This is a genomic window from Achromobacter spanius (assembly GCF_002812705.1).
In the GTDB taxonomy this organism is placed as follows: Bacteria; Pseudomonadota; Gammaproteobacteria; order Burkholderiales; family Burkholderiaceae_B; genus Achromobacter; species Achromobacter spanius.
Genome location: NZ_CP025030.1, coordinates 2,626,987 through 2,650,537, shown reverse-complemented (window position 1 = coordinate 2,650,537; position 23,551 = coordinate 2,626,987). Strand labels below are relative to the sequence as shown.

Genomic DNA, 23,551 nt, shown 5'->3' with positions numbered 1-23,551 from the left:
CCGCTCCGTTTACACGTTACCAGCGGCGATCATACCGGTGATCCCGCCCGCCATCAACCGCCCGCCAGCACCCGTTTCAGAAATGGCGCCGTGGCGCCCTTGCCGCTGCGGCTGACGTCCGCCGGGGGGCCTTCGGCCACAATGTGGCCGCCGTCTTCGCCCGCGCCGGGGCCGACGTCGATCATCCAGTCGCTGTTGGCGACCACGCGCAGGTCGTGTTCAACGACCACGACCGTGTTGCCCGCGTCGACCAGCCCATGTAATTGCGCCATCAGCTTATCCACATCGGCCGCGTGCAGGCCGGTGGTGGGTTCGTCCAATACGTACAGGGTGCTGCCGCGCTGGCTGCGTTGCAGTTCGGTGGCCAGCTTGATGCGCTGGGCTTCGCCGCCAGACAGTTCCGTGGCCGGTTGGCCCAACCGCAGGTAGCCCAGGCCGATCTCGTGCAGCAGGGACAGCGGGCGCTGCACCACGGGTTCTTCGCTGAAGAACGCCAGCGCCTCGTCCACCGTCATCGCCAGCACCTGGGCGATGTTGCGGCCGTTCCATTCGATTTCCAGCGTCTTGGCGTTGTAGCGGCTGCCGTGGCACACCGGGCACGGCGCGTACACGCTGGGCATGAACAACAGTTCCACGTGCACGAAGCCTTCGCCCTCGCAGGTGTCGCAACGGCCTTGCGCCACGTTGAACGAAAAGCGGCCCGCGCCATAGCGCCGCGACTTGGCGGCGCGGGTGTCCGCGAACAGCTTGCGCACGTGGTCGAACAGGCCGGTGTAGGTGGCCAGGTTGGATCGGGGCGTGCGGCCGATGGGCTTCTGGTCCACGTTCACCAGGCGCTTGATGGCGTCGGCGCCCGAGTCGATGCGACCGGTCGTGCGCGGCGGGCCATCGGCCTGCGGCAGATCGCCATCGGCTTCTTCCGCGACCGGTTCCTGCCCCAGATGTTCGCCGATCAGTTCAACCAGCGCCTGGCTGACCAGGCTGGACTTGCCCGAGCCTGACACGCCCGTCACCGCCGTGAACGCGCCCAGCGGAAAGCGCGCGTCTATGCCGTGCAGGTTGTTGCGATGGATGCCGCGCAGCGACAGCCAGCCCGAGGGCTCGCGCACGGCTGCCCTGCCGGCCGGCGCGGCGTTGAACAGGTAGCGCGCCGTCAACGACGCGGGCACTTTTTTCAAGCCTTCCGGCGGGCCGCTGTACAGCACCTGCCCGCCATGCTGGCCCGCGCCCGGCCCGACGTCCACCAGCCAATCGGCGCGGCGCAGCGTGTCCAGGTCATGTTCGACCACGAACAGGGTATTGCCCGCGTCCTTCAGTTGGTCCAGCGCGCGGTGCAGCGCCTGTCCGTCGGCCGGGTGCAGGCCGGCCGAGGGCTCGTCCAGCACATACACGACGCCGAACAGGTTGGACCGGATCTGCGTGGCCAGGCGCAGCCGTTGCAGCTCGCCCGGAGACAGCGTGGGCGTGGCGCGGTCCATCGCCAGGTAGCCCAGGCCCAGCGCCTGCAAGGTACCGATGCGTTCGACCAGATCGTGCGCGATGCGTTGCGCGGCGATGCGTTTTTCCGGCGACAGGTCGGGCGTGCGGCGCACATCGGTGCTGCCCGTGTGCGCCAAGCCGCCGGCCGCCACGCGGCGCGCGTTGTCCTTGCGGGTGGTGGCGCGGCTGCGCGCGGCGTCCGTGGCGGGCGCATCGAACTGGCCGCGCGCGGCCGGGGCCAGGACCTCGGCAATCCGCGCCAGGGGCAAGCGCGACAAGCTGCCGATGTCCAGGCCGGCGAACGTCACCGACAAGGCCTCGGGCTTCAGGCGGCGCCCGTCGCACACCGGACACGCCGCGCCCGTCATGAACCGTGCCACGCGCTTTTTCATCATCGCGCTTTGGGTCGTGGCAAACGTGTGCATCACGTAGCGGCGCGCGCCCGTGTACGTGCCCATGTAGCTGGGTTCCTGCTTGGCGCGCAAGGCGGCGCGCGTCTCGGCCGGCGTGAAGCCCGCGTAGACGGGCACCGTGGGCTGCTCATCGGTGTACAGGATCCAGTCGCGGTCTTTCTTTTTCAGGTCGCGCCACGGGATGTCGACGTTGTAGCCCAGCGTGACCAGGATGTCGCGCAGGTTCTGGCCGTGCCAGGCGGGCGGCCAGGACGCAATGGCACGCTCGCGGATCGTCCGCGATGGGTCGGGCACCATCGACGCCTCGGTCACGTCGTAGACGTAGCCCAGGCCGTGGCAATTGGGGCAGGCGCCCTGCGGCGTGTTGGGCGAGAAGTCCTCGGCGTACAGCATGGGCTGATTGGCGGGGTAGGTGCCGGCACGTGAATACAACATGCGCAACATGCTGGACAAGGTGGTGACGCTGCCCACCGTGGAGCGCACGTTGGGCGTGCCGCGTTGCTGTTGCAGCGCCACCGCCGGCGGCAGCCCTTCGATGGCGTCGACATCCGGCACGCCCACCTGATCGATCAGGCGCCGCGCATAGGGCGACAGCGATTCCAGATAGCGCCGCTGCGCTTCCGCGTACAGCGTGCCGAACGCCAGCGACGATTTGCCCGATCCGGACACCCCCGAAAACACGACGAGCGCGTCTCTGGGAATATCCACATCGACGTTCTTCAGATTGTGTTCACGCGCGCCGCGAACGCGGATGCAGGCATCGGCGCGGGGTTTGGTGCGGGATTTGGCGCGAGGGTTGGCGGGGGGCTTTCGTGGGCTCATCGAGCCATAGTAAAGGACACCCCCTGCCCCGATCCAGACCCGGGATCACCCCATCCGCAGCTCAGCGGCCTGGCGCGCCAGACCCAGGTATTTGCGGCGCAGGATCTCTTCCGCCTGGTCGCGCGGGGCCATCGGGTCGTTCTCTGCTTCGTCCAGCTTCGCTGCCTGCACCAAAGACAGCAGGTTGCGCGAATTCGATTCGGACGACGGCGTGAAGGACTGGTCGACCTGCTTGCCCTTGATGAACCTGGACACCTGCGTGCTTTGCGTGCGCGATTCGTTCAGCGTGGCCGTCGCCAGCACGCCTTCCTGATAGCCCACGTCCGTCTTGCTGTTGGTCGTGTCATGAATCTGGAAGTACAGGTAGTTCTGCGACTTCTCGTCCTGGGTCAGCGCCAACTGCACGTCCGGTGACAGCGACCGGTGATAGCTGGCGGTCAGCGCAGACTGCTGCGTTTGCGAGACTGCCAGATCCCAACCTGCCTTGCCCGACACCTGGCTGCTTTGCGAGGCCTGGAACGAAAAGCCGTCGAGTTCCTTGGGGCGCGCCGGGTTGCTGGCGTCTCGCACCTGCTCGATCGACGCCGAGAAATCCGCCAGGCCGGACAACAGGCTGCGATGCGCCTCGGCGGCGGGCAAGCGGCGGAGGCTGGTGTCCGCCGCCGGAACCTGTGCCGCGCCGTAGCTGGTGTGCATGGCCGAGAACACGTCCTTGAACGTGCCCATCAGCGCCTCGTCGCCCGAGCCCCGGCGCTGCGCGCGGTCAAACTGCTGCAGATATTTGGAGACGGCGGCCGACTGTTGCTCGGCCGAGCCCAGCGTAACCGGGCGGGTCAGGTCCAAATCCACCTTGACCACGCCCATGACGCTGGACACGGTCAGGCTCTTTTGCTTGGCATCCGCCTGAAAGTCGACGGTCTGCTCGGCGCCGTCCACCATGCGGGTTTGACGCAGGCTGATCGAGGACAGCAAGGGCGAACTGCCGTTGGCCAACTTCGTCAGCGACCAGCGCGGCGGCTCTTCGGCCAGGCCGTCCAGCGCATCCTGGAACGCGCCCGACAAGGCGGCGATGGCGCGGCGTTCGTCTTCGTTCAACTCCCCTTCGGCCACGTCGATCTGCACGGCCATGCCTTGCGCGCCGCTTTCCAGCGTGACGTTCACCTTGACGCCGCTGGCGGTGGCGATGCGCAGCGACACGGCATGGTCGGCTTGCAACCCGGCCTGCGAGGGGGTGCCGGCATCGGAGGCGGCCGACGCTGCCCAGCGCGGGGAAGGCACCCACTGGGAGTGATTCGTGCCGTCCGTCCTGAAGCGGTTCAGCACCGCCGCCCCCACGTCCGCGAACGGGCTGGCCGGGCTGCGAGCTTCCACGCTCTTCGTCATTGCCGTGGCGATGGCGTCGGGCAAGGCCCCGGCCTGGTTGTAGGTGGAGCTGGCAGCCGTGGACGCCCCCTGACCCAGCCACACCACGGAGGACGAGGACGAGGCGGAGGATGAGGACGCGCCGTCCAGCGCCACGGTCTGCGCCGCGCGCAGCACCGTAGCGGGCGAACCCGTAGCAGACGAACCGGTAACAGGCGAACTAAAGGGGGTGACGCCGGCTGCGCCTCCCAACGAACTGATGACGGTCATAGGGGGCCATCCATACGCATGGGGCAGTGCCTGCCCGGATTATTGTTGGAGTCTCTAACGCGTTAACGGCACGCGCGGCGAAAAATTAACCGCGCGGTCGGCCTATGACCCCAGCCCCCCCAACTGGCCCTGCATCAAAGCTGATGGTGTTCCAAAAACGCTCGCACCGCCTCCAGCACCACGGCTTCAGTTTCCCGATGCGGCACGTGGCCGCAGCCCGCCAACGCCAGCATCCGCGTCGGCCCGGCCGCCAGCGCAGTCAGCTTTTCCGGATGGCGCATGGAGCCGTACTCGTCGTTTTCACCATGGATGGCCAGTAGCGGCTGGCTCACGCGCGGCAGGGTCGCGTCCAGGTTCCAGTCGGCGAATTCAGCCGACTGCCAGGTATGCACCCAGGCATCCAGCACCCACTGCGCCTTGTCGCCGTGATAGCGCTTCAGGCGTTCAAGCTGGGCGGGGTCCTGAAATTGTTCACCGGCTTCGCGGATGCCGGCCAGCGTGCGGTCTTCCACGAATTCCTGGGCGGATTCGGTGATGACGCCCACGCAGCGTTGCGGGAACGCCGCGGCAATCGCCACCGCCATTCCGCCGCCCACGCTATGGCCAAACGCGATGAAGCGCGACAGTGAATAGTGGTCGGCCAGGGCGGCGAAGGCGTCTTCGGCCTCGGCGAAGACGAAGTCAGCGCTCAGCGTGGCGGGGTGGGGGTCCGACTGGCCAAAGCCCAGGCGGTCATAGGCAATGACGGCGCGGCCCGTGGCCTGGGCCAGATGGGCCGGGAAGTCGCGCCACAGGCCGACGCTGCCCAGGGAATCATGCAAGAGCACGATGGGGGTGTCCGCGCCCGGCCAGCGGCGGGCGTGGATGCGGCCCAAGCGGGAGGGGATCATTGCGTCCTGGGGCGTTGCGGCGTCGGCCATCTTCATCCATCCTTGGTTCGATCTCGGTAGACGGATTCTGCTGCCAAGCGCGCCGCCGGGCAACTCCCCGGGGGTGGGCCGAGCCGGCCCCGGGGGGGGAACGGTCTGGGGGTTGCTCTGGGGTTGCGCTGGGGTTGCTCTGAACGGCTGCGCTTATGCCGCGTGCCCCAATGCCAGCCGCTGGTTCCCCAGACTTTGGTTCCCCATGCCTTGATTGCCCTGCCCCTGCGCGTCTCCACGCAGCTTGAACAGCCCCACCGTATCCGCCAGCACGCGCGCCTGGTCACTCAGCATGGCCGAGGCCGCGGCGGATTCCTCCACCAGGGCCGCGTTCTGTTGCGTGGCCTGGTCCATATCGGCCACGCTGCGGTCGATCTGGGTGATGCCCACGCTTTGCTCGGTCATGGCGCCGTGGATTTCATTCACCAGGCGCTGCACGCGGGCAATGCCGTCCACGATTTCGCTCATCGTCGAACCCGCCGCCTGCACCCGCTCGGTGCCGCTCTTCACGTTTTCAACCGAGGCCTGGATCAACGTGCGGATCTCTTGCGCGGACGCCGCGCTGCGTTGCGCCAGCGTGCGCACTTCGCCCGCCACCACGGCAAAGCCACGGCCCTGTTCGCCCGCGCGCGCGGCTTCCACGGCGGCGTTGAGCGCCAGGATGTTGGTCTGGAACGCAATGCTGTCGATCACGCTGATGATCTCGGTAATGCGCTGCGACGACTGCGAAATCGCGCTCATCGTCGTCACCGCATCCGTCACCACCTTGCCGCCGCGCTCGGCCGCCACGCTGGCTTCCGTGGCCAGGCGCTTGGCGTGTTCAGCGGCTTCTTCCGTCTGGCGCACGCTGGAGGTCATCTGCGTCAGCGCCGACGAGGTCTCCTGCAAGGAGCCCGCCGACGTTTCCGTGCGCTGGGACAGATCGCGGTTGCCCATGTCGATCTCGCGCGTGGCGGCCGACATCGAATGCACGCCCGCGCGCACGTCCAGCATCACCTTGCTTATTTTGTCGACAAAGGCGTTGAACGACGCGGAAATCTGCGCCACTTCGTCGTGGCCCACCACCGCCAGGCGGTGCGTCATGTCGCCATCGCCCGAACCGATGGTGTCCATGGCGTCGCGCACGGCCGACAGGCGCTTGAAGGCGCGCGACGTCACCACGCTGGCGATGCCCACGGCCACCAGGGTCAGCACCACCAGCGAAATCAGCGTGGCGTTCAGCACTTGCGTCAGGCCGGCCGTGGCTTCGGCCTGGTCCAGCGCAATCACCAGCGACCAGTCGGTGCCGGGTATGTGGCGCGCCTTGATCAGCTTGGGTTCGCCGTCCAGGTTGACGGTGATGGGTTCGGCGCCGTCGCGCGCCATGGCCGTCAGCGCGGCGGCGGTCAATGCCGGGGCCACGTCGGTGGACGGCTTCAACGCCAGCTTGTCGTTCACGTGCGAGATGACCTGGCCGTCGGCCGCCACCACGAACGCCAGGCTGGACGGCGTGGGGCGAATGGCGCGGATGATGCTCTGGATGCCGTCCAGCGGCACGGCGCCGCTCAGCACGCCCGTCGTCTGCCCGCCCCGGATCATCGGGGCGGTGAAGGCCACGTAGAGCTTGCCGGTGCCCGAATCGCCATACGGCTTGGTGACGGTGAGCTTGCCCGCCGCCACCGCGCTCTTGTACCAGGGCCGCGCGGTGGGGTCGTAGTCAGCCGCGGTTTGCGTGGTTGAAAAAAATGTCTTGTCCGACCAGCCGATGGTCGAAATGGGAAAGCCGTTGGTCTCGCCCATCAGTTTGGTCAGGCCGCGCGGGTCGCCTTTTTCGACGACGGCGGCGGTGGCGGTCACGGCCTGGGCCTTGTCGTGCGACCAGCGCTCGATGGCGCTGGCGTTACCGGCCGCGATGGCGTCCAGGTTGCCCGAGATGGTCGCCATCATGTTGCTGCGCACGATCTGGTAGGTGGTGACGCCCGACAGCACCAGGGCGCCGACAACGGTAAAGCAGGTGATCAATAAAATGCGGTTGCGCAACGAGGTGATTTTCATTCTTGCCTTCTGACTGCCACGACCCATGCCGGACGGCACGGGGATGCGGCGCGCCAGCGAATACGAGAAAGCGGCGGCCACGATGGGCTTACGGCAGGGGCAGCGGAACCTTTAGGCAGGCGCCGCGCAATCGGTCTTTGGTCGTGGATGGCGGGCGCCGCTTATTGATAGGCCGACGCGCCCGCAGGGACGCCTATTGTTGAACCGGCACGTCCGCCGCCAACGGCGCGGCGTCATCCTGCGCCACGGCCGCCGCGGCGGGGCGCGACGCCAGTTCCTCCAGCAGATCCGCCGAGGGCACGAAGAATAGCCCGCCCGTCACGGCGCGGCTGTAGTCCAGCAAGCGGTCGTAGTTGCCCGCCGGACGGCCCACGAACATGTTTTCCAGCATCTGCTCGATCGGCGCGGGCGAACGTGCGTAGCCGATGAAATACGTGCCGAATTCGCCCATGCCCGCCCGGCCGAATGGCATGTTGTCGCGCAGGATCTTGATTTCTTCGCCGTTTTCTTCCAGCGTGGTCAAGGCGCTGTGGGAAGACGCCGGCTTGATGTCGTCGTCCAGTTCCACGTTGGACAGCTTGTGCCGCCCGATGACGCCTTCCTGGCTTTCCACGGTCAACGCATTCCATGCGGCCATGTCGTGCAGGTACTTCTGCACCAGCACGTAGCTGCCGCCCGCGAACTCGGCGTCTTCATCGCCGATGACGGTGAAGTGCACGGCTTCGCGCCCTTCGGGGTTTTCGGTGCCGTCGACAAAACCGATGATGGCGCGGCGATCGAAGTAGCGAAAGCCGTGCACTTCATCCACCACTGTCACCGCGTCGCCCAGGCCGTCCATCAGCAAGGTCGCCACTTCAAAGCACAGGTCCATGGCGTCGGCGCGGATGTGCAGCAGGATGTCGCCCGGGGTCGACACGGCCACGCGCTCGCCGTCACCGAAGACACGGAACGGGTGCAGGTTGGCCGGGCGCGGCCGCCCGAACAAGGCGTCCCAGGCGTTGGAGCCGAACGCGCACACACAGGACAGGTTTTCCAAGGGCGAGCGCGTGTTGACGGTACGCACACGGGCCGCCACGTCTTCGCACCAGGCCCGCACGGTGGCGGCGGCGTCGGCGCCGGGGTTGATCGTGGCCACGATAAAGATGGCGTGGCGCGTCGTGGGGCTGTGGACGGCTTGGGATTCGGGCGGAAAGTCGGGCATGGGAAGGCTCAAGAAGGCGAGGGATATTCCGCCGAAATTGTATCCGGCCTCCTCTACGCCTTCTTGAATGATTGAACGCGCCATTGAACGATGTATCGCTGCGCGGCCCGCTGTTTGCCCGACGGTTTCCCTCAGAAGCGGTACATCACCCCCACCGAGCCGAACACATTGCTTTTGCGCTCGGTCAGCGGGCTGTCGCGCGCGTCGCCCAGCAGCGTGTTGACGCCGATGGTGGACACCGTGCTCCAGCTTGGGTTGATGCGATAGGACCAGCTGGTAAACAGCGCCGCCGACTTGAAGCCGGACGATGGCGAATACGTCGACAGGCCTTCGCGGCTGCGCGCGGCTTGCGATGAAGTCACGCCAAACCAGGTCTGCATGGCGTCATGGTTGGCCCATTCCGTGCTGACGCCCACCTGCACCGTATGCTGTTCGGTCTTGAGCGCCGCGTAGGACGCGCGCAGTTCCAGCGTGCCGCCATAGCCGCTGCGCGCTGCCTGCTTGTAGCCCGCGCCCAGCGAGTAGCGGCCGGGCCGCCATTCCACATAGGCCCCGTAGGCGCCGTGGAACTTGATGTCGTCCAGGCCCTTGGTGCGATCGGCGTCGTCGGCCTTGCGTCCCAGGCTCAAGCCCAGGAACACGCCTGCGTCAAGATCAGGCGCCAGGGACGTCTTCAAGCCCATGGCGGGCAGGCCCATGCGGGGCGTGATGAAGAAATTGCCGGAATGGTAGTTGATGAGCGGCACGGGCAGCGCGCGATACTCGCTGGACCCTTCATAGACCGGAATGGCTCCGACCCCTAATCCTATGCCGTTCGTGGCTTGCGCCTGCGCGGCGCCGGCGCCGCCAAACACCGCGCCGGCCATCAGGCCTCTTGCTACTATACCCATCCGCATCAGGGCTTCCTTTCGTTCATGACAGTGGCCGTGGGCAAGCGCCCCGGGATTGGCCTGCATTGTCCTGATCAACTTTTAATATTTCTTTAAGACCCCACCGCGCCGTACCCGGCGGCGCTCTGGAGTGTGCGTGCGTATCCTGCTTGTCGAAGACGATCCCATGCTGGGCGATGCCTTGCGTGCGGGCCTGGCCGAAGACGGGGCCGACGTGAACTGGGCACGCACCTTGCCCGAGGCGCAACTGGCGTTGGTGGATCACGGCTATCACGCCGTGCTGCTGGACCTGGGCTTGCCCGCCGGCAGCGGGCTGACGCTGCTGAAGACGCTGCGCGGCCGTTTCGACACTACCCCTGTACTGATCATTACCGCGCGCGACCGACTCAGCGAACGCATTCAGGGGCTGGACGCGGGCGCCGACGATTACCTGGTCAAGCCCTTTCAACTGGACGAATTGCTGGCGCGCCTGCGCGCCGTGCTTCGGCGCAGCAGCAACAGCGTGGTGTCCGCGCTGCGTTGCCGCGACGTGGTGCTGGAACCCGCGGGGCGCGTCGTCAAGCGAGGTGGCCAGGAAGTCAGCCTGAGCGCGCATGAATATCACACGCTGTTGGCGCTGATGCAGCGCATGGGCCACACCGTCAGCCGCGACCAATTGGAAGTGGCGGTCTATGGCAGCAGCGGCACCATCGAAAGCAACACCGTGGCGGTGTACATCCATCAATTGCGGCGCAAGCTGGGCGACGGGCTGATCGAAACGCAGCACGGCCTGGGCTACCGCATGGTGGCGGGCGCGACGCCATGACGACGCTGCGCCGACGGCTTGCCATCACCCTGCTGCTGGCCGTGCTGGCCACGTGGCTGATTGCGGTCTTGCTGGTCTATGTGCAGCAGACGCGCGCCGAAACCGGCATGCTGGACCAAAGCGTGCGCTACGGCGCACAAAAGGTGCTGCTGTCCTTGCCCACCAGCCTGCTGCAAGCCGAGCCCTTGCACGAAGACCGTTTCGAGTTGCCAGCGTCCACCCACTTCGACGGGGAAACCTCCAACTTCCAGGTCTGGTCGCTGGCCGACAAGCGGCTTATCGTGCGCTCGCCGACCGCGCCCGATGCCCCCATGGTGCCGAGCTTTGAAGACAGTTTCCAGGACGTCACGGTGCGCGGCGAATCCTGGCGCGTCTATGCCTTGTCGGATGCGGACGGGCTGGTGCAGGTGCAGTTCGCCAAGTCGATCGATCAAGTGCAGGACGACACCGTGACGCGCATGTGGAACGGGCTGTGGTTCTTCAGCGCACTTTTCCTGACGCTGACGGGCCTGACGTGGCTGGTGATACGCCGCGCCTTCCGCCCCGTGGACCGTGCGCGAGACGCCATCGTCAACCGCACCGGCATGGACCTGACGCCGGTGCCCACCTCGGGCATGCCGGGCGAACTGCGGCCGTTCGTCGGCGCCATCAACGGCTTGCTGGAACGCCTGTCGGCATCGTTGGACCGGGAACGGCGCTTTCTGGCCGACGCCGCGCACGAACTACGCACGCCGCTGGCGGCGCTAAGCGCCTACGCGGACCTGGCCTTGCGCAGCGACAGCGAGCAGGCGCGTGGCCAGGCGGTGGAACAACTGCGCAACGTGGCGTTGCGCACGTCGCGCCTGGCCGAACAGTTGCTGGAACAGGCGCGCATGCAAGCACAGGGCGAAGGCGAGATCGAGCCCGTGCCGCTGGACCACCTGGTGGAAATGATTGCGCGCGACAGCGAAGTGCTGGCCAACACCAAGCAGCAACGCATCATCCTGGACACCCACGCCACCACGCTCCCCGGCAACGTCGACGCGCTGGGGGTGCTGGTGCGCAACCTGCTGGACAACGCCCTGCGCTACACACCCGAAGGCGGCTGCGTGAAAGTCGGCTGCGGCCCACTGCCGCAAGGCGGCGCCCACCTGACCGTGGCGGACAACGGACCCGGCATTGCCGTCGCCGAACGCGAGCGCGTGTTCGACCGTTTCTACCGCATGCCCGGCGCCACCGAGCGGGGCAGCGGCATCGGGTTGTCGCTGGTGGCGCAGATTGCGGCGTGCCATGGCGCACGGGTGGAATGGGGGCCGGGACTGGATGGCCGCGGCGTCGGAATCACCATCCATTTCGCCCAGATTCTCGCGCCCCTTCGGGTATAGTCTGGAACTCTTTGCCGCCCCCCAGGAAACCCGCGCCACCATGACCAGCGCCCGCGATCTTGTCTATGCGGAACTTCGCCGCCGGCTGATGTCGGGCGTGTTCCTGCCCGGCGAACGGCTGCGCGAAGAACACATCGCGGCCGAGCTTGCCGTCAGCCGCACACCGGTGCGCAGCGCCATCGAACGGCTGGTTACCGATGGCCTGGTCAAGCGCGAAGGCCGGCGCGGCGCCGAGGTTTTAGGCTGGGTGGACCGCGACATCAACGAAGCGTTCGAACTGCGCCTGCTGCTGGAGCCCTACGCCGCGCGCAGCGCCGCCGAACGCGCCACGCCCGAACAGATCGACCAGCTTGAAGAGATCAACCAGCGCATGCTGGACGCGGTGCTGTCGGACGACGCCGACAAGGTGGCGCGCGTGCAGCACTGCAACAACCTTTTCCACCATGCGTTGCTGGACGCGGCGCAGTCCGCGCGCGTGCGCAACATGGTGGAGAACCTGCTGGACATGCCGATCATCATCGGCTCGTTCTACTTCTACACGCAGGACGATATGCTGCGCAGCGTGGAACACCACCGGCAGATCATCGCGGCCTTGCGCGCGCGGGACGCGGCTTGCGCCGAGATTGCCATGCGGTTTCACCTGACGGCCACGCACCTGCTGTTTCGCAGCCAGCGCAAGCCGCCGACGGACGCTTAGTCGTGCCCACGTATTTCTCGTCGCTCACGTCTTGGTATTCGTCGTCGTCTTCGTATTCATCTTCATCTTCGTCTTCGTATTCCGCGCATTAAGCCAATTGCTTTGCGCCGACTCTTTTCCTGAAGTCCCCTATGTATTCGCCCCAGATTCTTGTTGCCCTGTTCGTGCTGCTGCTTGCCGTGGCCATTCCGCTTGTGACCATCGTCGTGCAGTTGTTCCGGCTGGCGCAGTGGGCGTCACAAGGCGACCCGACCACGCGCGGCGAGCCTCCGCGCTTCACGGGGCCGGTGCTGGCGCTGTTGTTCAGCGCGCTGGCCGCCAGCGATTTCACGGGAATTGAGCCGCTGCGCAGCATTGCCGAACACAACCCGGTGCCGCTGGCCGCGCGCGCCTACTTCACGGTGGCGATGTTGGTGCTGGCGGTACTGTCGTGGGCTTACGGCGGCGCGGTGATGGACCGGCTGCTGCGCAGGTTGGGGCTGAAGCGGGACTGAAGCCCAGGCCTTCACCCGCTTATTGATCAGAGCCCAGCGCTTACGGCTTCCAGCCCTGCGCCTTCATCCGCGCGTCAATCCACGAGGTGTCCAACGTGCCGGCGGCAATCTGCGCCATCATCCGCGCTTCCACTTCCATCTTGGCCGTTGCCGCTGCATAGATCGCGTCCACCTGCTCATACGGCACGCACAGCAGGCCGTCTTCATCGCCCAGGATCAGGTCGCCCGGCGTGATCGTCATGCCGTCCAGCGCAATCACCGTATTGATCTCGCCCGGGCCGTCCTTGTAGGGGCCGCGATGCGTGACGCCCGCCGCGTACACCGGCAACGAACCCCGGCGGATGGCGCCGCAATCGCGGATGGCGCCGTTGATCACAATGCCGGCCAGGCCGCGCGTTTGCGCGTAGGTCGTCATGATTTCACCGATGATGGCGTTGGTGAGGTCGCCGCCCGCGTCCACCACCACCACGTCGCCCGGCTGGGCCAGTTCCAGCGCCTTGTGCACCAGCAGGTTGTCGCCCGGGCGCGTACGCACCGTCAGCGCGGGGCCGGCCAGCACAGTGCCGTCGTGCATGGGGCGCAGGCGCGCGCCCCCCGCCGTGATGCGCCACATGCAATCGCTGATGTTGGCGACCGGAATGGGGCGGAATTTCTCTACCACTTCGCTGCTGACCGCACGCGCGCGCGGGTGGATGTCAAAGCCGATCATGGGGTGCTCCTGTTGCTGTCGATGTTGGGGTCATTGCTTCGGAATGCCGGCTTCCTGCACGACCTTGCCGAACACGTCGTGGTCGGCGCGATGGCGCTTGCCCAGGTCGGCGGGCGTGCCCGCCATGACGCTGTAGCCGGCGTCTTCCAGCTTCTTCACCAGTTCCGGCTTGGCCTGCGATGCGTTCAGCGCCTTGTTCAGCGTGGCCACCACGTCGTCAGGCGTCTTGCCCGGCGCCATCAGCCCCCACCAGATGGTCTGGTTGATGGACTTGAAGCCGCTTTCCGCGAAGGTGGGCACATCGGGCAAGGCGGGCGAACGCGCGTCCGCCACCACGGCCAGCGCGCGCACCTTGCCGCCACGGATCTGCGGCAGCAGCGATGCGACGGACCCCGTGTAGAGGTCGATGCGGCCGCTGGCCAGATCGGGAAACGCTTGCGACCAGCCGCGATACGGCACGTGCATCAGTTCCATGCCCGCCGCCTTGCGCCACAGATGGCCAATCAAATCGCCGCTGCCGCCGATGCCGGGAATGCCCAGCGACACCTGGCCGGGGCGCGCCTTGGCGGCCTTCACCACGTCATCCAGCGTCTTGTAGGGCGAATCCGGCACCACCACGAACACGCTGGGTGACGACGCCACCAGGCCCACCGGCTTGAAGTCCTTGAAGGTGTCGTAGCTGAGTTTGTTGTAGAGCCACGGGTTCAGCACGATGTTGTCCGTCTGCGCCATGACCAGCGTGTGGCCGTCCGGCTTGGCGCGCGCGGTGGCGTCCAGCGCCAGGTTGCCGCCCGCGCCCGGCTTGTTTTCCACCACGATATTCCAGCCCGTGTCCTGCGCGATGGCCGTGCCGATCATGCGGGTCAGCGTGTCGGTGCCGCCGCCTGGGGGAAAGGGCGAGATCAGCGTGATCGGGGCCGAGCCCATGTCGGCGGCGCCGGCCGCGGCCGACGAAACGAGCAGCGTGGTGGCCACCAGCAGTTTTTTCAGGGACGTCATTGTCTTCCTCACTATTTTGTATGGGATGGTTCGGGCGGCCCTCTTTGGGGCCGGTCCTTGAATCTTGGATCGATCGCGCCGCGTGGGCGGCGCGGGTCAGAGGCCTGGGGCTACAGCGCGGGTCGAAAGCCCGGGTTGGAAGCCGGTGCGGAGGCGGAACAACAGCCCCGGTCAGGACGTCCGCGCAAGCGGCGTCAACCAGGCCAGGCGCGCTTCAACCGAATCCGGCACGTTGAATGAACCAGCCTCGCGCGCCGCTTCGATGCCCTGGGTGGTACGCGCGAAAAGGCGTTCCACGCCATCCAGCACCAAGGGCTGCAAGCCGGCTTCCACCAGTTGTTCACGAGCCTCGCGCACCTCGGCCAGGCGGCGCGGCGCGTGCAGCACGTGCGAACGCACGAAGGAATCCACAAAGGTGGTGAGCGGCGTGCGGTCCATGTCGGACAACACCTCGTACAAGGAAGCCCGCAGGCCCATGCTTTCAGCGGCCACCATGCATTCAACGGCCAGGCTTTCCATGCCCTTGGTCATGATGCTGCGCAACAGCTTCAGCCGAACCGCGTCGCCCGCCTGCCCGGCGATGGCCTGGGCCGGCGCGCCGCATCCGGCGGTGAACGCCACGACCGCTTCCGCGCCCGTTCCGGCGCAGAGCAAGGGCGTGCGCGCGCCCAGCAGCGCGATGGCGCCCATGATGGCCACGTCGGTAAATGGAATACCCGCCGACGCGGCAACGTCGGCCGCCGCGCGCATGTCCGCCGCGCTTGCGGTGGTGAAGTCGGCATAGGCCGCGTCCGGGCGCAGATGCGGCAAGGCTTGCCGGGCGACCGCAAGCGCGGCGTGCCCGAACACGGCCGAGACCACCATGTCCGCCTCTTGCAGCCAGGCGCCCGGTTCCGCGTACAGCGCGCTGCCGAACGACTGCGCGCGCGCCTGCATCTGGGCGTCTTGCCGCAATTCGCAGATGCCCACGATCCGATGTCCGCCCGCAAGCCAGGCCTCGGCATAGCAACTGCCAACTTCCCCACAACCAATCAGCGCAATTTTCATCATCGTAAATACATTAAAAATACATAAAGCGTTATAGCGCAGGGAAAAGGCGGGAATATACCCCGGGCAAACCCTTGGTTTTGCTAGATACAGATACATTAAAAATACAAAATGGGCGCCAGCACGAGGGTAGCCGATTGCTGGTAGTCTTGCCCCAGCCGCGCGGCCCCTTGCCGCGCCCGCCTTCCCTTGTTCAAGCGAGACAATCCCCATGACCCACCCCCTGTACGACGCCTCCGTTCCCGTCATCAAGCAGATGCTGTCCGCCCTGTCCGACGTGCTGAAGAAGGCCGAAGCGCACGCCACCGCCAAGAACATCGACGCGGCCGCCTACCTGGGCGCGCGTCTGTACCCGGACATGTTCCCGCTGTCGCGCCAGATGCAGATCGCCACCGACTTCGCCCGTGGCATCACGTCGCGCCTGACCAGCACCGACGTGCCGTCCTGGCCCGAAGGCGAGGCCACGTTTGCCGACCTGCAAGCCTTGATCGCCAAGACGCTGGCGCACGTGGGCGCGTTCACGCCGGAACAATTCGCGCAAAGCGCCTCGCTGGAAATCGTGCTGCGTCCGGGCACGCCCAAGGAAAAGAAGCTGTCGGGCAGCGCCTACCTGCTGCACTACGGCCTGCCGCAGTTCTTCTTCCACGTCACCACGTCCTACGCGATCCTGCGCCACAACGGCATCGAAGTCGGCAAGCGCGACTACATGGGTACGTACTAAGTTGGTTTAACCGGTAAGCCCGCCCTCGCCCGTCAGGCGGGGGCCGACATCGTTGACGCTTTCCCTTGGCCTGCACTAAGTTCGCGTGACGCAACGTTGCGTGATGCAGGCAGGCCCCGACAGGAGAGCCCGGATGATGGCGACAACCGTTCTGATCGTGGGTGCAGGCCCCGCCGGCCTGCTCACCGCCGCCGAGCTGCAACGGCGCGGCGTTGACTGCCTGCTGATCGACGCGCACGAACGCCCCCTGGATTGGGACCGCGCCACCGTGGTCCACCCTCGCTCAATCGAAATCCTGGACGCGCTGGGCCTCGCCACACCGCTGCTGGCGGCTGGCGTCAAGCAACGGCGCGCGCGCATTCATGCCGCCGGCCAAGTGTTGGGCGACATCGATCTGGCGCTATGCGGCAGCCGCTACCCCTTCAATATCGGCATCTCGGAAGAAGTCACCGAGTCCCTCCTGACCGAGCATCTGCAGGCGCTGGGCGGCAGCGTCACGCGCGCCACCACGCTGGTCGGCTTGCAAGAGCGCCCCGACGGCGTGCTGGCCACGCTGGAACACGCGGGCATCCAGTCCAAGGTATTCGCACAGTGGGTGGTGGGGTGCGACGGGCATCACAGCACCGTGCGCGGCTTGATGGGCATCGGGCAAGACGGCCACGACATCCATCAGCCCTGGGCCGTGTTCGACGCCGCCATCAGCGGCTGGCCGGATTCGTTCGAGGCCAACTACGCCTATCTGGATCCCACGCCCGTGATACTTACCGCCCTGCCGGGGCGCCGCTGGCGGGTGTATCTGCGGCCCAGCTCGCCGCAATCGGACCTGGTGGCCGACGCGCTGGCCACCTTGCAGGGCTACCTGCCCGACGCATGCTTTGAAGACGTAACGCATCCCACGCGCTTTGACTGCCACACCAAGGTGGCGCAGCGGTTTCGCCATGGCCGCATCCTGTTAGCGGGCGACGCCGCGCACACGTGCAGCCCCGCGCAGGGCCATGGCATGAACAGCGGCCTGCAAGACGCCTACAACCTGGGTTGGAAGCTGGCGCTGGTCTGCCAGGGGCATTGCCCGGACGCCTTGCTTGACAGCTATCACGCCGAGCGGCGGCCGGTGGCGGACCACGTCATGGCTTCCGGCGATGCCGCCGAAAGCGCCCAGATGATGTCGGACCCCGCCGCCCGGCAGGAACGCGACGCCGCCATTCGCGGCGCCTTGGCCGACCCTGCCACGCGCCATCACGAAGCCGTAGCCGAAGCCGAGCTGGACATCGATTACGCCGATTCCCCCATCGTCATGGGCGAGCCCCGGCACGCCGTCTGGCCCGGGCAGCGCCTGCCCGACCATCTATCCATCGAATACGCGACGGGCGGCGCGGGCAAGCTGCACGACTACGCCAGGCGCCTGGGCCACACCGCGCTGTTGATCGGGGGCAGCGCCACCCCGCAGGAAGAACTGGCGCAGACCCGGCGCGACATGGCGCCGCTGTCGGACGGCGCCATCATCGAAATCGTGGTCGCCTTGACGGCCAACGTCGAGGTGTCCGGGGTGGACGCCTACCTGGCGCCTGAAGCCGCCGAGCTGCTGGACGTGAACCGCATGGTGCTGCTGGTGGTGCGCGCGGACGGCCACGTCGGGCTGCGCGCCGACCACGCCCATGCCGAAGCCTTGTCGGCTTACGTGGACAGATTACGCAGCCCGGGTTTTCCCTGATCGAATCGTTGTCGATTCTGGTGTCGTCTGTTCGTCGTATCAGTACGACCCACTCACTTCAAAGGCGAACACACCATGACTACCGGCACCGTCACTTTCCACCGCGTTCTGCGCGCCACCCCCGACCGCGTCTACCGCGCCTTCCTTGAGGCCGACGCCGTCGCCAAATGGCTGCCCCCCTACGGCTTTGTCTGCCAGGTCCACCAACTGGACGCAAAGGTGGGCGGCATCTACAAGATGTCATTCCGCAATTTCGGGTCGAACCAGATCCACGCCTTCGGCGGCGAATACCTGGAACTGGTTCCCTCGGAAAAGCTGCGCTATTCAGACCGCTTCGACGACCCCAACATGCCGGGCGAGATGATCACCACGGTGACCTTGCGCAAGGTCAGTTGCGGCACCGAAATCGCCATCGAGCAAAGCGGCATCCCCGCCGCCATTCCCACCGAAATGTGCTACCTGGGCTGGCAGGAATCGTTGATGCAGTTGGCGACGCTGGTGGAACCGGACGTGTCGGAATAAGCCCCGAGGCCCCAAGACCCCGGAAGGGGAACCCGTAAAGCGCTACGACGCGCGGCCACCCTGGAACACCATGGCCGGCCGCACCGCATCGCAGCCCCCTTCCCACTCTTTGCGCATCCGACCCAGGAAGTCGCCGTCGACACGATGTTTTTCGTCGTGCAGCACCTCTTGCATGGCGGTGGCGATTCGGTCGATGACGGCTTCCGGCTGCGCGACGCCGCACACCGTGCGGCCAAACTGCAGCAGCGCCTTACGGGTCGGATATTCCCTTTTCTTGTTCAGCTTCAGCGCCAAGGTGCGATCCGACAGAATGCGCCCGGATTGCGGGTCTTCAAAGTCGTACACGCTTGTGGTCACGACGTCGAACAACGGCGCCAGGGTGGCTGGCGCAGCGCCCGGGTGGCGATACAGCAGGCCGAAATTCTTCAGATGCGCGTCCCCGTTGCGCACCAGGACCGATAGCGTCACGTAGTCGAAAAAGCGGGCAAGACTTTCGTTGCGGTTCGCGCCGCACAACAAGCCGATCAGTTGCGCAATCGTCTCGTAAGCGCTCAGGTACTTTTCGCGAGCGGTCTTGCGCAACAGCACCGCCATGTCTTCAAACCCCAGCGGCTGGCCGCCATCCAGGTCAAAGCGACGCATCACAAATAGCGACCCATCATCCGACAGCCAGAAGTCCGGCACCCGAATGCCCGCTTTTTTCGCGGCGCTCATGCACAGGAACTCGTTCTGCGCCAGAAAGGCATAGTCCTCACCGGCGGCTTTCACGATGAGATCAGGCGTGAACGTGGTCGACTTGTCGACGATGGCCTGTCCCGGTTCCCCTTCCGCATCCGGCATCAGCACCTTGGGCTGGAAGCCGGAGATTCCGGACGTGAGATAAGCGCTGACCAAATGGTCGAAGAGTTCAACGCTGGCCCCGCTGGCCAAGAGCGTCGACAGCCCGACCTCGGGGCGCAGCGGTGGCATCTCGCGCCCAGGTTCGCGGTATCGCAATCTGCCGATCTGGTTGCTGCCCGTCAGCGCCAGCAAACGCATATCGTCCAACGCCACCGCTTTGCCAAAGCGCTCCCAGAGTTTTTCGTACAGATAGCCCTCGGGGCGGTTCATCGCAAAAATGGGCGGCAATGCGGTATCGGCGTAGCTTTCGGCGCGATGCGGCATGATCAACGACACCTCGCGGTCCTGCTCGGGGTGGGTGTAGTTGAAGACGAACCTGGATTCTTTTTCCAGCAAGCCCGACTCGCCTTGCGGGGTGCTGATCTCCAAGCGCTTGATCTTGTCGGCCTTACTCATCGTCCAGGCGCTCCACGTCGTCGTAGTTGAGGCCCGCCGTGTCGATGCGTAGCCCCATGTTCAGGGCGGCAAGCGCTCGCATGATGGCATGCAGGCCGACGTTCTCGCCTTTCTCTATCTGAATGATGAGTTGGCGCGGCACACCCGCGCGCTCGGCCAGCGCAGCCTGGCTAAGCTTGCGCTGCTTGCGTTCGCGCTGAAAATTCGCGCCGAACTGCGCGGGGAAAACGGCGGTGGAAAAGTACGGCATAAGCGACATTCCTGGGCCGTGGCGGCCGGATGATGGCTATACCGTACACCTAGCGAGGGTAAAAATGTACGATAAAACAGACTTTTTTGATATTTTTTAATTAAATGTCTGATATTTCGTACATATCTACCCGTTATGGCGGGCGACTACCCGCCCCTACTTCCGCCGCCCCGCCTCAACCTGGATCTTCAATTCCACTTCCGGCTTGAAGCCCATGTCCAGCCCGAAGTCCAGGCCGAAGTCCTTGCGGTTGAATTCCGTGGACACGTCGGCGCCGCAGACCTCGCGCTTTTCCATGGGGTGGTTGATGCACTTGAAGTCGTCGATGTCCAGCTTCACCCGGCGCGTGACGCCGCGCAGCGTCAGGTCACCGGTGGCTTCTTCGGGGCGGTCGCCGTCGAACTTGGTGAAGGTGCCCTTGAACGTGGCGGTCGGGTAGCGGGCGGCGTCGAAGATGTCGGGCGCGACCGCGTGCTTGTTCATTTCGTCGTGGCCGAAGTCCACCGAATTGATGTCCACGGTGACTTCCACGGTGCCGGTGCGGGCCTGGCGGTCCAGCACCACCACGCCCTGCGACTTGTTGAATTTGCCGCGCCACGTGGACAGGCCGCCGAAGTGATCGGCTTCGAAGCTGGGATAGGTGTGCGAGGGGTCGATGTCGTAGGTGACCGGCGCGGCGGCGGCGGACAGCGACAGGGCCAGCGCGCTTGCGCCCAGCAGGGTCGGGATCAGCTTCATCAAGTCTCCTTGTGGTGAATACACCGGTGAACAAGCCCGTGCGCGGGTGGGGCCTTTGCACGGACTGCGAATCAGACAGACTATTCCGCGTAGCCAGGGTTCCGACGATCCAGCCGGCGCAGCAGGCCCGGCCAGGCCAGCGACGCCTTGTAGGCGCGGTCGGCGGGGGATTCGACGGCGGCGCGCGCCAGCACCTCGGGCGGAATGAAGACCAATTCGCCGCCCCCCGCCTGCGCCCGCACTTGCGCCATGCAGGCGGCTTCCAGGCGGTGCATGGCCTGGAACGCTTCGGCCATGGTCTGGCCCACGGTCAACAGGCCGTGGTTGCGCAGGATCAGGTAGTTGTTGCTGCCCAGGTCGTGCACCAGGCGCGGCTGCTCTTCGGGGTTCAGCGCCAGGCCTTCGTAGTCGTGGTAGCTCAGCGAACGCAACGCAATGAACGCAAACTGCGACAAGGGCAGCAAGCCCGCCTTCTGCGCGGACACGGCAACGCCGTTGATGGAATGCGTGTGCAGCACGCACATCGCGTCCTTGCGGGCCGCATGGATACAGCTATGGATGGTGAAGCCGGCCGGGTTGATGTCGTATTCCGAATCCATCACCTTGTTGCCGTGCAGGTCGATCTTGACCAGGCTGGACGCGGTGATCTCGTCGAACATCATGCCGTAGGGGTTGATCAGGAAATGCTCGGTGCCGGGCACCTTGGCGGTGATGTGCGTGAAGATCAGGTCGTCCCACCCGAATAGCGCCACCAGCCGGTACAAGGCCGCCAGGTCGGTGCGCACCTGCCACTCCGTTGCGCTGACCTGTTCGCGCACGCCGGCGCCCACGCTGTTGCCTTGCTTGCTTACCGTATCCATCCCGTCTCCTGTTTTCATTGTGAATCTTCGTGGCGATGCCGCCACGGGTCTGCTGAACACTGTATTAGTTTTAAATCGATTCGGCATAGGGGGCAGGCATCGTCGTCCGTCTGATGCAAACAAATTTCCTGACCCGCGCCCATCGTCCGCCCTGCCGCCGGGCTTTTCGCTTGCATAATAAGGGCCGCCGCCCCCTCGCCCGGAGACCCGTCATGCCGCAAGGCCCCCACCGCCGCCTGCCGGCATTTTTCCAGTCGCACCTGGAATCGCTGTCTGGCGTGGGCCTGCTGCTGGGCACCCTGTTCTTCGCGGCTTCGCTCACCCCCACGCTGGTTCCCCGCACCCACCTGACCCAGGGCGTGCTGGCGGGCGCCTGTCTTGCGGCGGGTTATGGGCTGGGCGTGTTGTGGCATTGGCTGTGGGCGTATCTGGAGCTGCCCGAACCCCGGGGCCGCGCGGCGCGCATCGTCAACGCGACGATCACGCTGGCTTGCCTGGCCGTGCTGGTGCTGTTCCTGTGGCGCGCGGCCCATTGGCAGAACACCATTCGCGCGCTGATGGACATGGAACCCGTGACCAGCGCGCATCCTTTCAAGGTCAGCGCGACCGCCCTGCTCACTTTTGCCGTACTGCTGGGGCTGGGTCGGCTGTTCAAGCTGGTGACGCGCGCGCTGGCCGCGCAGGTGCGACGCGTGGTGCCCCGGCGCGTGGCCAATGTGGCGGGCGCGGCCATTGCCATCGTGATCTTCTGGTCGCTGGCCAATAACGTGCTGTTCCGCGCGGCGCTGCACGTGCTGGACGCCTCGTTTCGCGAGTACGACGCGCTGCTGGAACCCGATCGCCCGCAACCCACCGCGCCCGGCAAGACGGGCGGCCCCGAGTCCCTGATCAGTTGGCAGCAACTGGGCCGGGCCGGCCGGGAATTCATTGCCTCGGGCCCCAGCGCTGAAGAGATCCGCGCGCAGACGGGGCGTGACGCCCTGGAGCCGATTCGCGTCTACGTGGGCCTGCCCGGCGCCGACTCGCCCGCCGCCCGCGCCAAGCTGGCGCTGGCGGAAATGAAACGGGTGGGCGCGTTCGAGCGGTCCACGCTGGTGGTGGTGACACCCACCGGCACGGGCTGGATCGACCCCGCCGCGATGGACGCGCTGGAATACCTGCTGCATGGCGACGTGGCCAGCGTGGCCTTGCAATATTCCTACCTGTCCAGCCCGCTGTCGCTACTGGCCCAGCCCGAATACGGCTCGGAAGCGGCGCGCGCGCTGTTCGCCGAGGTCTACGGCTACTGGACGACGTTGCCCAAGGCCAGCCGGCCCAAGCTGTACCTGCATGGCTTGAGCCTGGGCGCCATGAACTCCGCGCGGTCGGCCGAGCTTTTCGAAATGATCGGAGACCCCATCCAGGGCGCGCTCTGGAGCGGCCCTCCATTTGAAAGCCGCGTGTGGCGCACCATTACCGACGCCCGCAACCCCGAGTCGCCGGCCTGGCTGCCGCAATTTCGTGACGGCGCGTTCGTGCGCTTCATGAACCAGCACGGTTCGCCCGTGCCGGCCGACACGCCCTGGGGGCCGATGCGCATCGTGTTCCTGCAATACGCCAGCGACGCCATCACCTTCTTCGACTTCCGCGACCTGTACCGCCGCCCCGCGTGGATGGACCCGCCCTACGGCCCCGACGTGTCGCCCGAACTGCGCTGGGTGCCGGTGGTGACCATGCTGCAACTGGCGCTGGACATGTCCGTCAGCACCGAGACGCCCATCGGCTTTGGCCACGTCTACGCGCCGCAGCACTATGTGGACGCCTGGCTGGCCGTGACGGGCGCGCCGGACTGGGCCCCGGACGCGCTGGCCAGCCTGAAGCGCCACCTGATCGCGCGCGCCCAAGCCGCCATGGACGACAGCAACGGCGGGCAAGCGGCGTACGAGAATCGCGGGGGATAAGGCAACC

General features: G+C 66.1%; 21 protein-coding genes. 8 read left to right on the top strand and 13 right to left on the bottom strand.

Annotation, left to right across the window (positions count from 1 at the left end; all coding sequences use genetic code 11):
- Positions 1-53: 53 nt before the first annotated feature.
- The 6 genes from CVS48_RS11980 to CVS48_RS11955 all read right to left on the bottom strand — a co-directional run bounded on the left by CVS48_RS11980 (position 54) and on the right by CVS48_RS11955 (position 9,397).
- Positions 54-2,714: an excinuclease ABC subunit UvrA gene (locus tag CVS48_RS11980; protein ID WP_242001302.1), complete on the bottom strand. Its 2,661-nt coding sequence runs from the start codon at positions 2,712-2,714 to the stop codon at positions 54-56.
- Between the two features lie 45 nt (positions 2,715-2,759).
- A complete protein-coding gene (locus tag CVS48_RS11975; protein ID WP_100854649.1) occupies positions 2,760-4,346 on the bottom strand; it encodes a hypothetical protein in 1,587 nt (528 codons plus the stop codon).
- Positions 4,347-4,480: 134 nt separating this feature from the next.
- On the bottom strand, positions 4,481-5,266 hold the full coding sequence (locus tag CVS48_RS11970; RefSeq protein ID WP_167400979.1) for an alpha/beta fold hydrolase: 786 nt from the start codon (positions 5,264-5,266) through the stop codon (positions 4,481-4,483).
- A 153-nt stretch (positions 5,267-5,419) separates the two neighbouring features.
- The gene (locus CVS48_RS11965; protein WP_242001303.1) at positions 5,420-7,300 is read right to left on the bottom strand and encodes a methyl-accepting chemotaxis protein; all 1,881 of its coding nucleotides are present in this window, start codon (positions 7,298-7,300) and stop codon (positions 5,420-5,422) included.
- A 193-nt stretch (positions 7,301-7,493) separates the two neighbouring features.
- Positions 7,494-8,501, bottom strand: coding sequence for a Dyp-type peroxidase (locus tag CVS48_RS11960; RefSeq protein ID WP_100854647.1), 1,008 nt, complete (start codon positions 8,499-8,501; stop codon positions 7,494-7,496).
- 131 nt (positions 8,502-8,632) lie between these two features.
- Positions 8,633-9,397 carry a MipA/OmpV family protein gene (locus CVS48_RS11955; protein WP_100854646.1) on the bottom strand — a complete coding sequence of 255 codons (765 nt, stop codon included), beginning with the start codon at positions 9,395-9,397 and terminating at the stop codon, positions 8,633-8,635.
- Positions 9,398-9,527: 130 nt separating this feature from the next.
- On the opposite strand from CVS48_RS11955, the gene CVS48_RS11950 reads away from it, so the two are divergent.
- The 4 genes from CVS48_RS11950 to CVS48_RS11935 all read left to right on the top strand — a co-directional run bounded on the left by CVS48_RS11950 (position 9,528) and on the right by CVS48_RS11935 (position 12,751).
- A complete protein-coding gene (locus CVS48_RS11950; RefSeq protein ID WP_100854645.1) occupies positions 9,528-10,196 on the top strand; it encodes a response regulator transcription factor in 669 nt (222 codons plus the stop codon).
- Positions 10,193-11,560: an ATP-binding protein gene (locus CVS48_RS11945; RefSeq protein WP_100854644.1), complete on the top strand. Its 1,368-nt coding sequence runs from the start codon at positions 10,193-10,195 to the stop codon at positions 11,558-11,560. Before CVS48_RS11950 ends, CVS48_RS11945 begins: the two co-directional genes overlap by 4 nt.
- 40 nt (positions 11,561-11,600) lie before the next feature.
- On the top strand, positions 11,601-12,257 hold the full coding sequence (locus tag CVS48_RS11940) for a GntR family transcriptional regulator (RefSeq protein ID WP_100854643.1): 657 nt from the start codon (positions 11,601-11,603) through the stop codon (positions 12,255-12,257).
- A gap of 131 nt (positions 12,258-12,388) precedes the next feature.
- Complete coding sequence (locus CVS48_RS11935) at positions 12,389-12,751, top strand: hypothetical protein (RefSeq protein WP_100854642.1); 363 nt, start codon at positions 12,389-12,391, stop codon at positions 12,749-12,751.
- Between the two features lie 40 nt (positions 12,752-12,791).
- On the opposite strand, the gene CVS48_RS11930 is transcribed toward CVS48_RS11935, so the two are convergent.
- From CVS48_RS11930 to CVS48_RS11920, 3 genes are all read right to left on the bottom strand, one after another.
- The gene (locus CVS48_RS11930; RefSeq protein WP_100854641.1) at positions 12,792-13,460 is read right to left on the bottom strand and encodes an RraA family protein; all 669 of its coding nucleotides are present in this window, start codon (positions 13,458-13,460) and stop codon (positions 12,792-12,794) included.
- 30 nt (positions 13,461-13,490) lie between these two features.
- Positions 13,491-14,459: a Bug family tripartite tricarboxylate transporter substrate binding protein gene (locus tag CVS48_RS11925; protein WP_100854640.1), complete on the bottom strand. Its 969-nt coding sequence runs from the start codon at positions 14,457-14,459 to the stop codon at positions 13,491-13,493.
- 171 nt (positions 14,460-14,630) lie between these two features.
- Positions 14,631-15,509, bottom strand: coding sequence for an NAD(P)-dependent oxidoreductase (locus tag CVS48_RS11920; protein WP_244191395.1), 879 nt, complete (start codon positions 15,507-15,509; stop codon positions 14,631-14,633).
- A gap of 208 nt (positions 15,510-15,717) precedes the next feature.
- On the opposite strand from CVS48_RS11920, the gene CVS48_RS11915 reads away from it, so the two are divergent.
- The 3 genes from CVS48_RS11915 to CVS48_RS11905 all read left to right on the top strand — a co-directional run bounded on the left by CVS48_RS11915 (position 15,718) and on the right by CVS48_RS11905 (position 18,460).
- A complete protein-coding gene (locus CVS48_RS11915) occupies positions 15,718-16,227 on the top strand; it encodes a DUF1993 domain-containing protein (protein ID WP_100854639.1) in 510 nt (169 codons plus the stop codon).
- Between the two features lie 136 nt (positions 16,228-16,363).
- On the top strand, positions 16,364-17,938 hold the full coding sequence (locus CVS48_RS11910; protein WP_242001305.1) for an FAD-dependent monooxygenase: 1,575 nt from the start codon (positions 16,364-16,366) through the stop codon (positions 17,936-17,938).
- A 75-nt stretch (positions 17,939-18,013) separates the two neighbouring features.
- Entirely contained in the window at positions 18,014-18,460 is a 447-nt protein-coding gene (locus CVS48_RS11905) for an SRPBCC family protein (RefSeq protein WP_100854637.1), read from the top strand.
- A 42-nt stretch (positions 18,461-18,502) separates the two neighbouring features.
- Here CVS48_RS11905 and CVS48_RS11900 read toward each other — a convergent pair whose 3' ends face one another.
- The 4 genes from CVS48_RS11900 to CVS48_RS11885 all read right to left on the bottom strand — a co-directional run bounded on the left by CVS48_RS11900 (position 18,503) and on the right by CVS48_RS11885 (position 21,604).
- Entirely contained in the window at positions 18,503-19,756 is a 1,254-nt protein-coding gene (locus CVS48_RS11900; RefSeq protein ID WP_100854636.1) for a type II toxin-antitoxin system HipA family toxin, read from the bottom strand.
- Positions 19,749-20,006, bottom strand: a complete 258-nt coding sequence (locus CVS48_RS11895) for a helix-turn-helix domain-containing protein (protein WP_157814464.1) — start codon at positions 20,004-20,006, stop codon at positions 19,749-19,751. The genes CVS48_RS11900 and CVS48_RS11895 overlap by 8 nt, the downstream gene beginning before the upstream one ends.
- Before the next feature lie 156 nt (positions 20,007-20,162).
- Complete coding sequence (locus tag CVS48_RS11890; RefSeq protein ID WP_100854634.1) at positions 20,163-20,744, bottom strand: YceI family protein; 582 nt, start codon at positions 20,742-20,744, stop codon at positions 20,163-20,165.
- 80 nt (positions 20,745-20,824) lie between these two features.
- On the bottom strand, positions 20,825-21,604 hold the full coding sequence (locus CVS48_RS11885; protein WP_100854633.1) for a class II aldolase/adducin family protein: 780 nt from the start codon (positions 21,602-21,604) through the stop codon (positions 20,825-20,827).
- Between the two features lie 212 nt (positions 21,605-21,816).
- On the opposite strand from CVS48_RS11885, the gene CVS48_RS11880 reads away from it, so the two are divergent.
- Positions 21,817-23,544, top strand: coding sequence for an alpha/beta hydrolase (locus tag CVS48_RS11880; protein ID WP_100854632.1), 1,728 nt, complete (start codon positions 21,817-21,819; stop codon positions 23,542-23,544).
- Positions 23,545-23,551 lie beyond the last annotated feature (7 nt).

Bases quoted from the DNA above. Each gene is read 5' to 3' on its own strand.
- CVS48_RS11980 (WP_242001302.1), bottom strand. From the start codon at position 2,714: ATGAGCCCACGAAAGCCCCCCGCCAACCCTCGCGCCAAATCCCGCACC.
- CVS48_RS11975 (WP_100854649.1), bottom strand. From the start codon at position 4,346: ATGACCGTCATCAGTTCGTTGGGAGGCGCAGCCGGCGTCACCCCCTTT.
- CVS48_RS11970 (WP_167400979.1), bottom strand. From the start codon at position 5,266: ATGGCCGACGCCGCAACGCCCCAGGACGCAATGATCCCCTCCCGCTTG.
- CVS48_RS11965 (WP_242001303.1), bottom strand. From the start codon at position 7,300: ATGAAAATCACCTCGTTGCGCAACCGCATTTTATTGATCACCTGCTTT.
- CVS48_RS11960 (WP_100854647.1), bottom strand. From the start codon at position 8,501: ATGCCCGACTTTCCGCCCGAATCCCAAGCCGTCCACAGCCCCACGACG.
- CVS48_RS11955 (WP_100854646.1), bottom strand. From the start codon at position 9,397: ATGCGGATGGGTATAGTAGCAAGAGGCCTGATGGCCGGCGCGGTGTTT.
- CVS48_RS11945 (WP_100854644.1), top strand. From the start codon at position 10,193: ATGACGACGCTGCGCCGACGGCTTGCCATCACCCTGCTGCTGGCCGTG.
- CVS48_RS11940 (WP_100854643.1), top strand. From the start codon at position 11,601: ATGACCAGCGCCCGCGATCTTGTCTATGCGGAACTTCGCCGCCGGCTG.
- CVS48_RS11935 (WP_100854642.1), top strand. From the start codon at position 12,389: ATGTATTCGCCCCAGATTCTTGTTGCCCTGTTCGTGCTGCTGCTTGCC.
- CVS48_RS11930 (WP_100854641.1), bottom strand. From the start codon at position 13,460: ATGATCGGCTTTGACATCCACCCGCGCGCGCGTGCGGTCAGCAGCGAA.
- CVS48_RS11925 (WP_100854640.1), bottom strand. From the start codon at position 14,459: ATGACGTCCCTGAAAAAACTGCTGGTGGCCACCACGCTGCTCGTTTCG.
- CVS48_RS11920 (WP_244191395.1), bottom strand. From the start codon at position 15,509: ATGATGAAAATTGCGCTGATTGGTTGTGGGGAAGTTGGCAGTTGCTAT.
- CVS48_RS11915 (WP_100854639.1), top strand. From the start codon at position 15,718: ATGACCCACCCCCTGTACGACGCCTCCGTTCCCGTCATCAAGCAGATG.
- CVS48_RS11910 (WP_242001305.1), top strand. From the start codon at position 16,364: ATGGCGACAACCGTTCTGATCGTGGGTGCAGGCCCCGCCGGCCTGCTC.
- CVS48_RS11905 (WP_100854637.1), top strand. From the start codon at position 18,014: ATGACTACCGGCACCGTCACTTTCCACCGCGTTCTGCGCGCCACCCCC.
- CVS48_RS11900 (WP_100854636.1), bottom strand. From the start codon at position 19,756: ATGAGTAAGGCCGACAAGATCAAGCGCTTGGAGATCAGCACCCCGCAA.
- CVS48_RS11895 (WP_157814464.1), bottom strand. From the start codon at position 20,006: ATGCCGTACTTTTCCACCGCCGTTTTCCCCGCGCAGTTCGGCGCGAAT.
- CVS48_RS11890 (WP_100854634.1), bottom strand. From the start codon at position 20,744: ATGAAGCTGATCCCGACCCTGCTGGGCGCAAGCGCGCTGGCCCTGTCG.
- CVS48_RS11885 (WP_100854633.1), bottom strand. From the start codon at position 21,604: ATGGATACGGTAAGCAAGCAAGGCAACAGCGTGGGCGCCGGCGTGCGC.
- CVS48_RS11880 (WP_100854632.1), top strand. From the start codon at position 21,817: ATGCCGCAAGGCCCCCACCGCCGCCTGCCGGCATTTTTCCAGTCGCAC.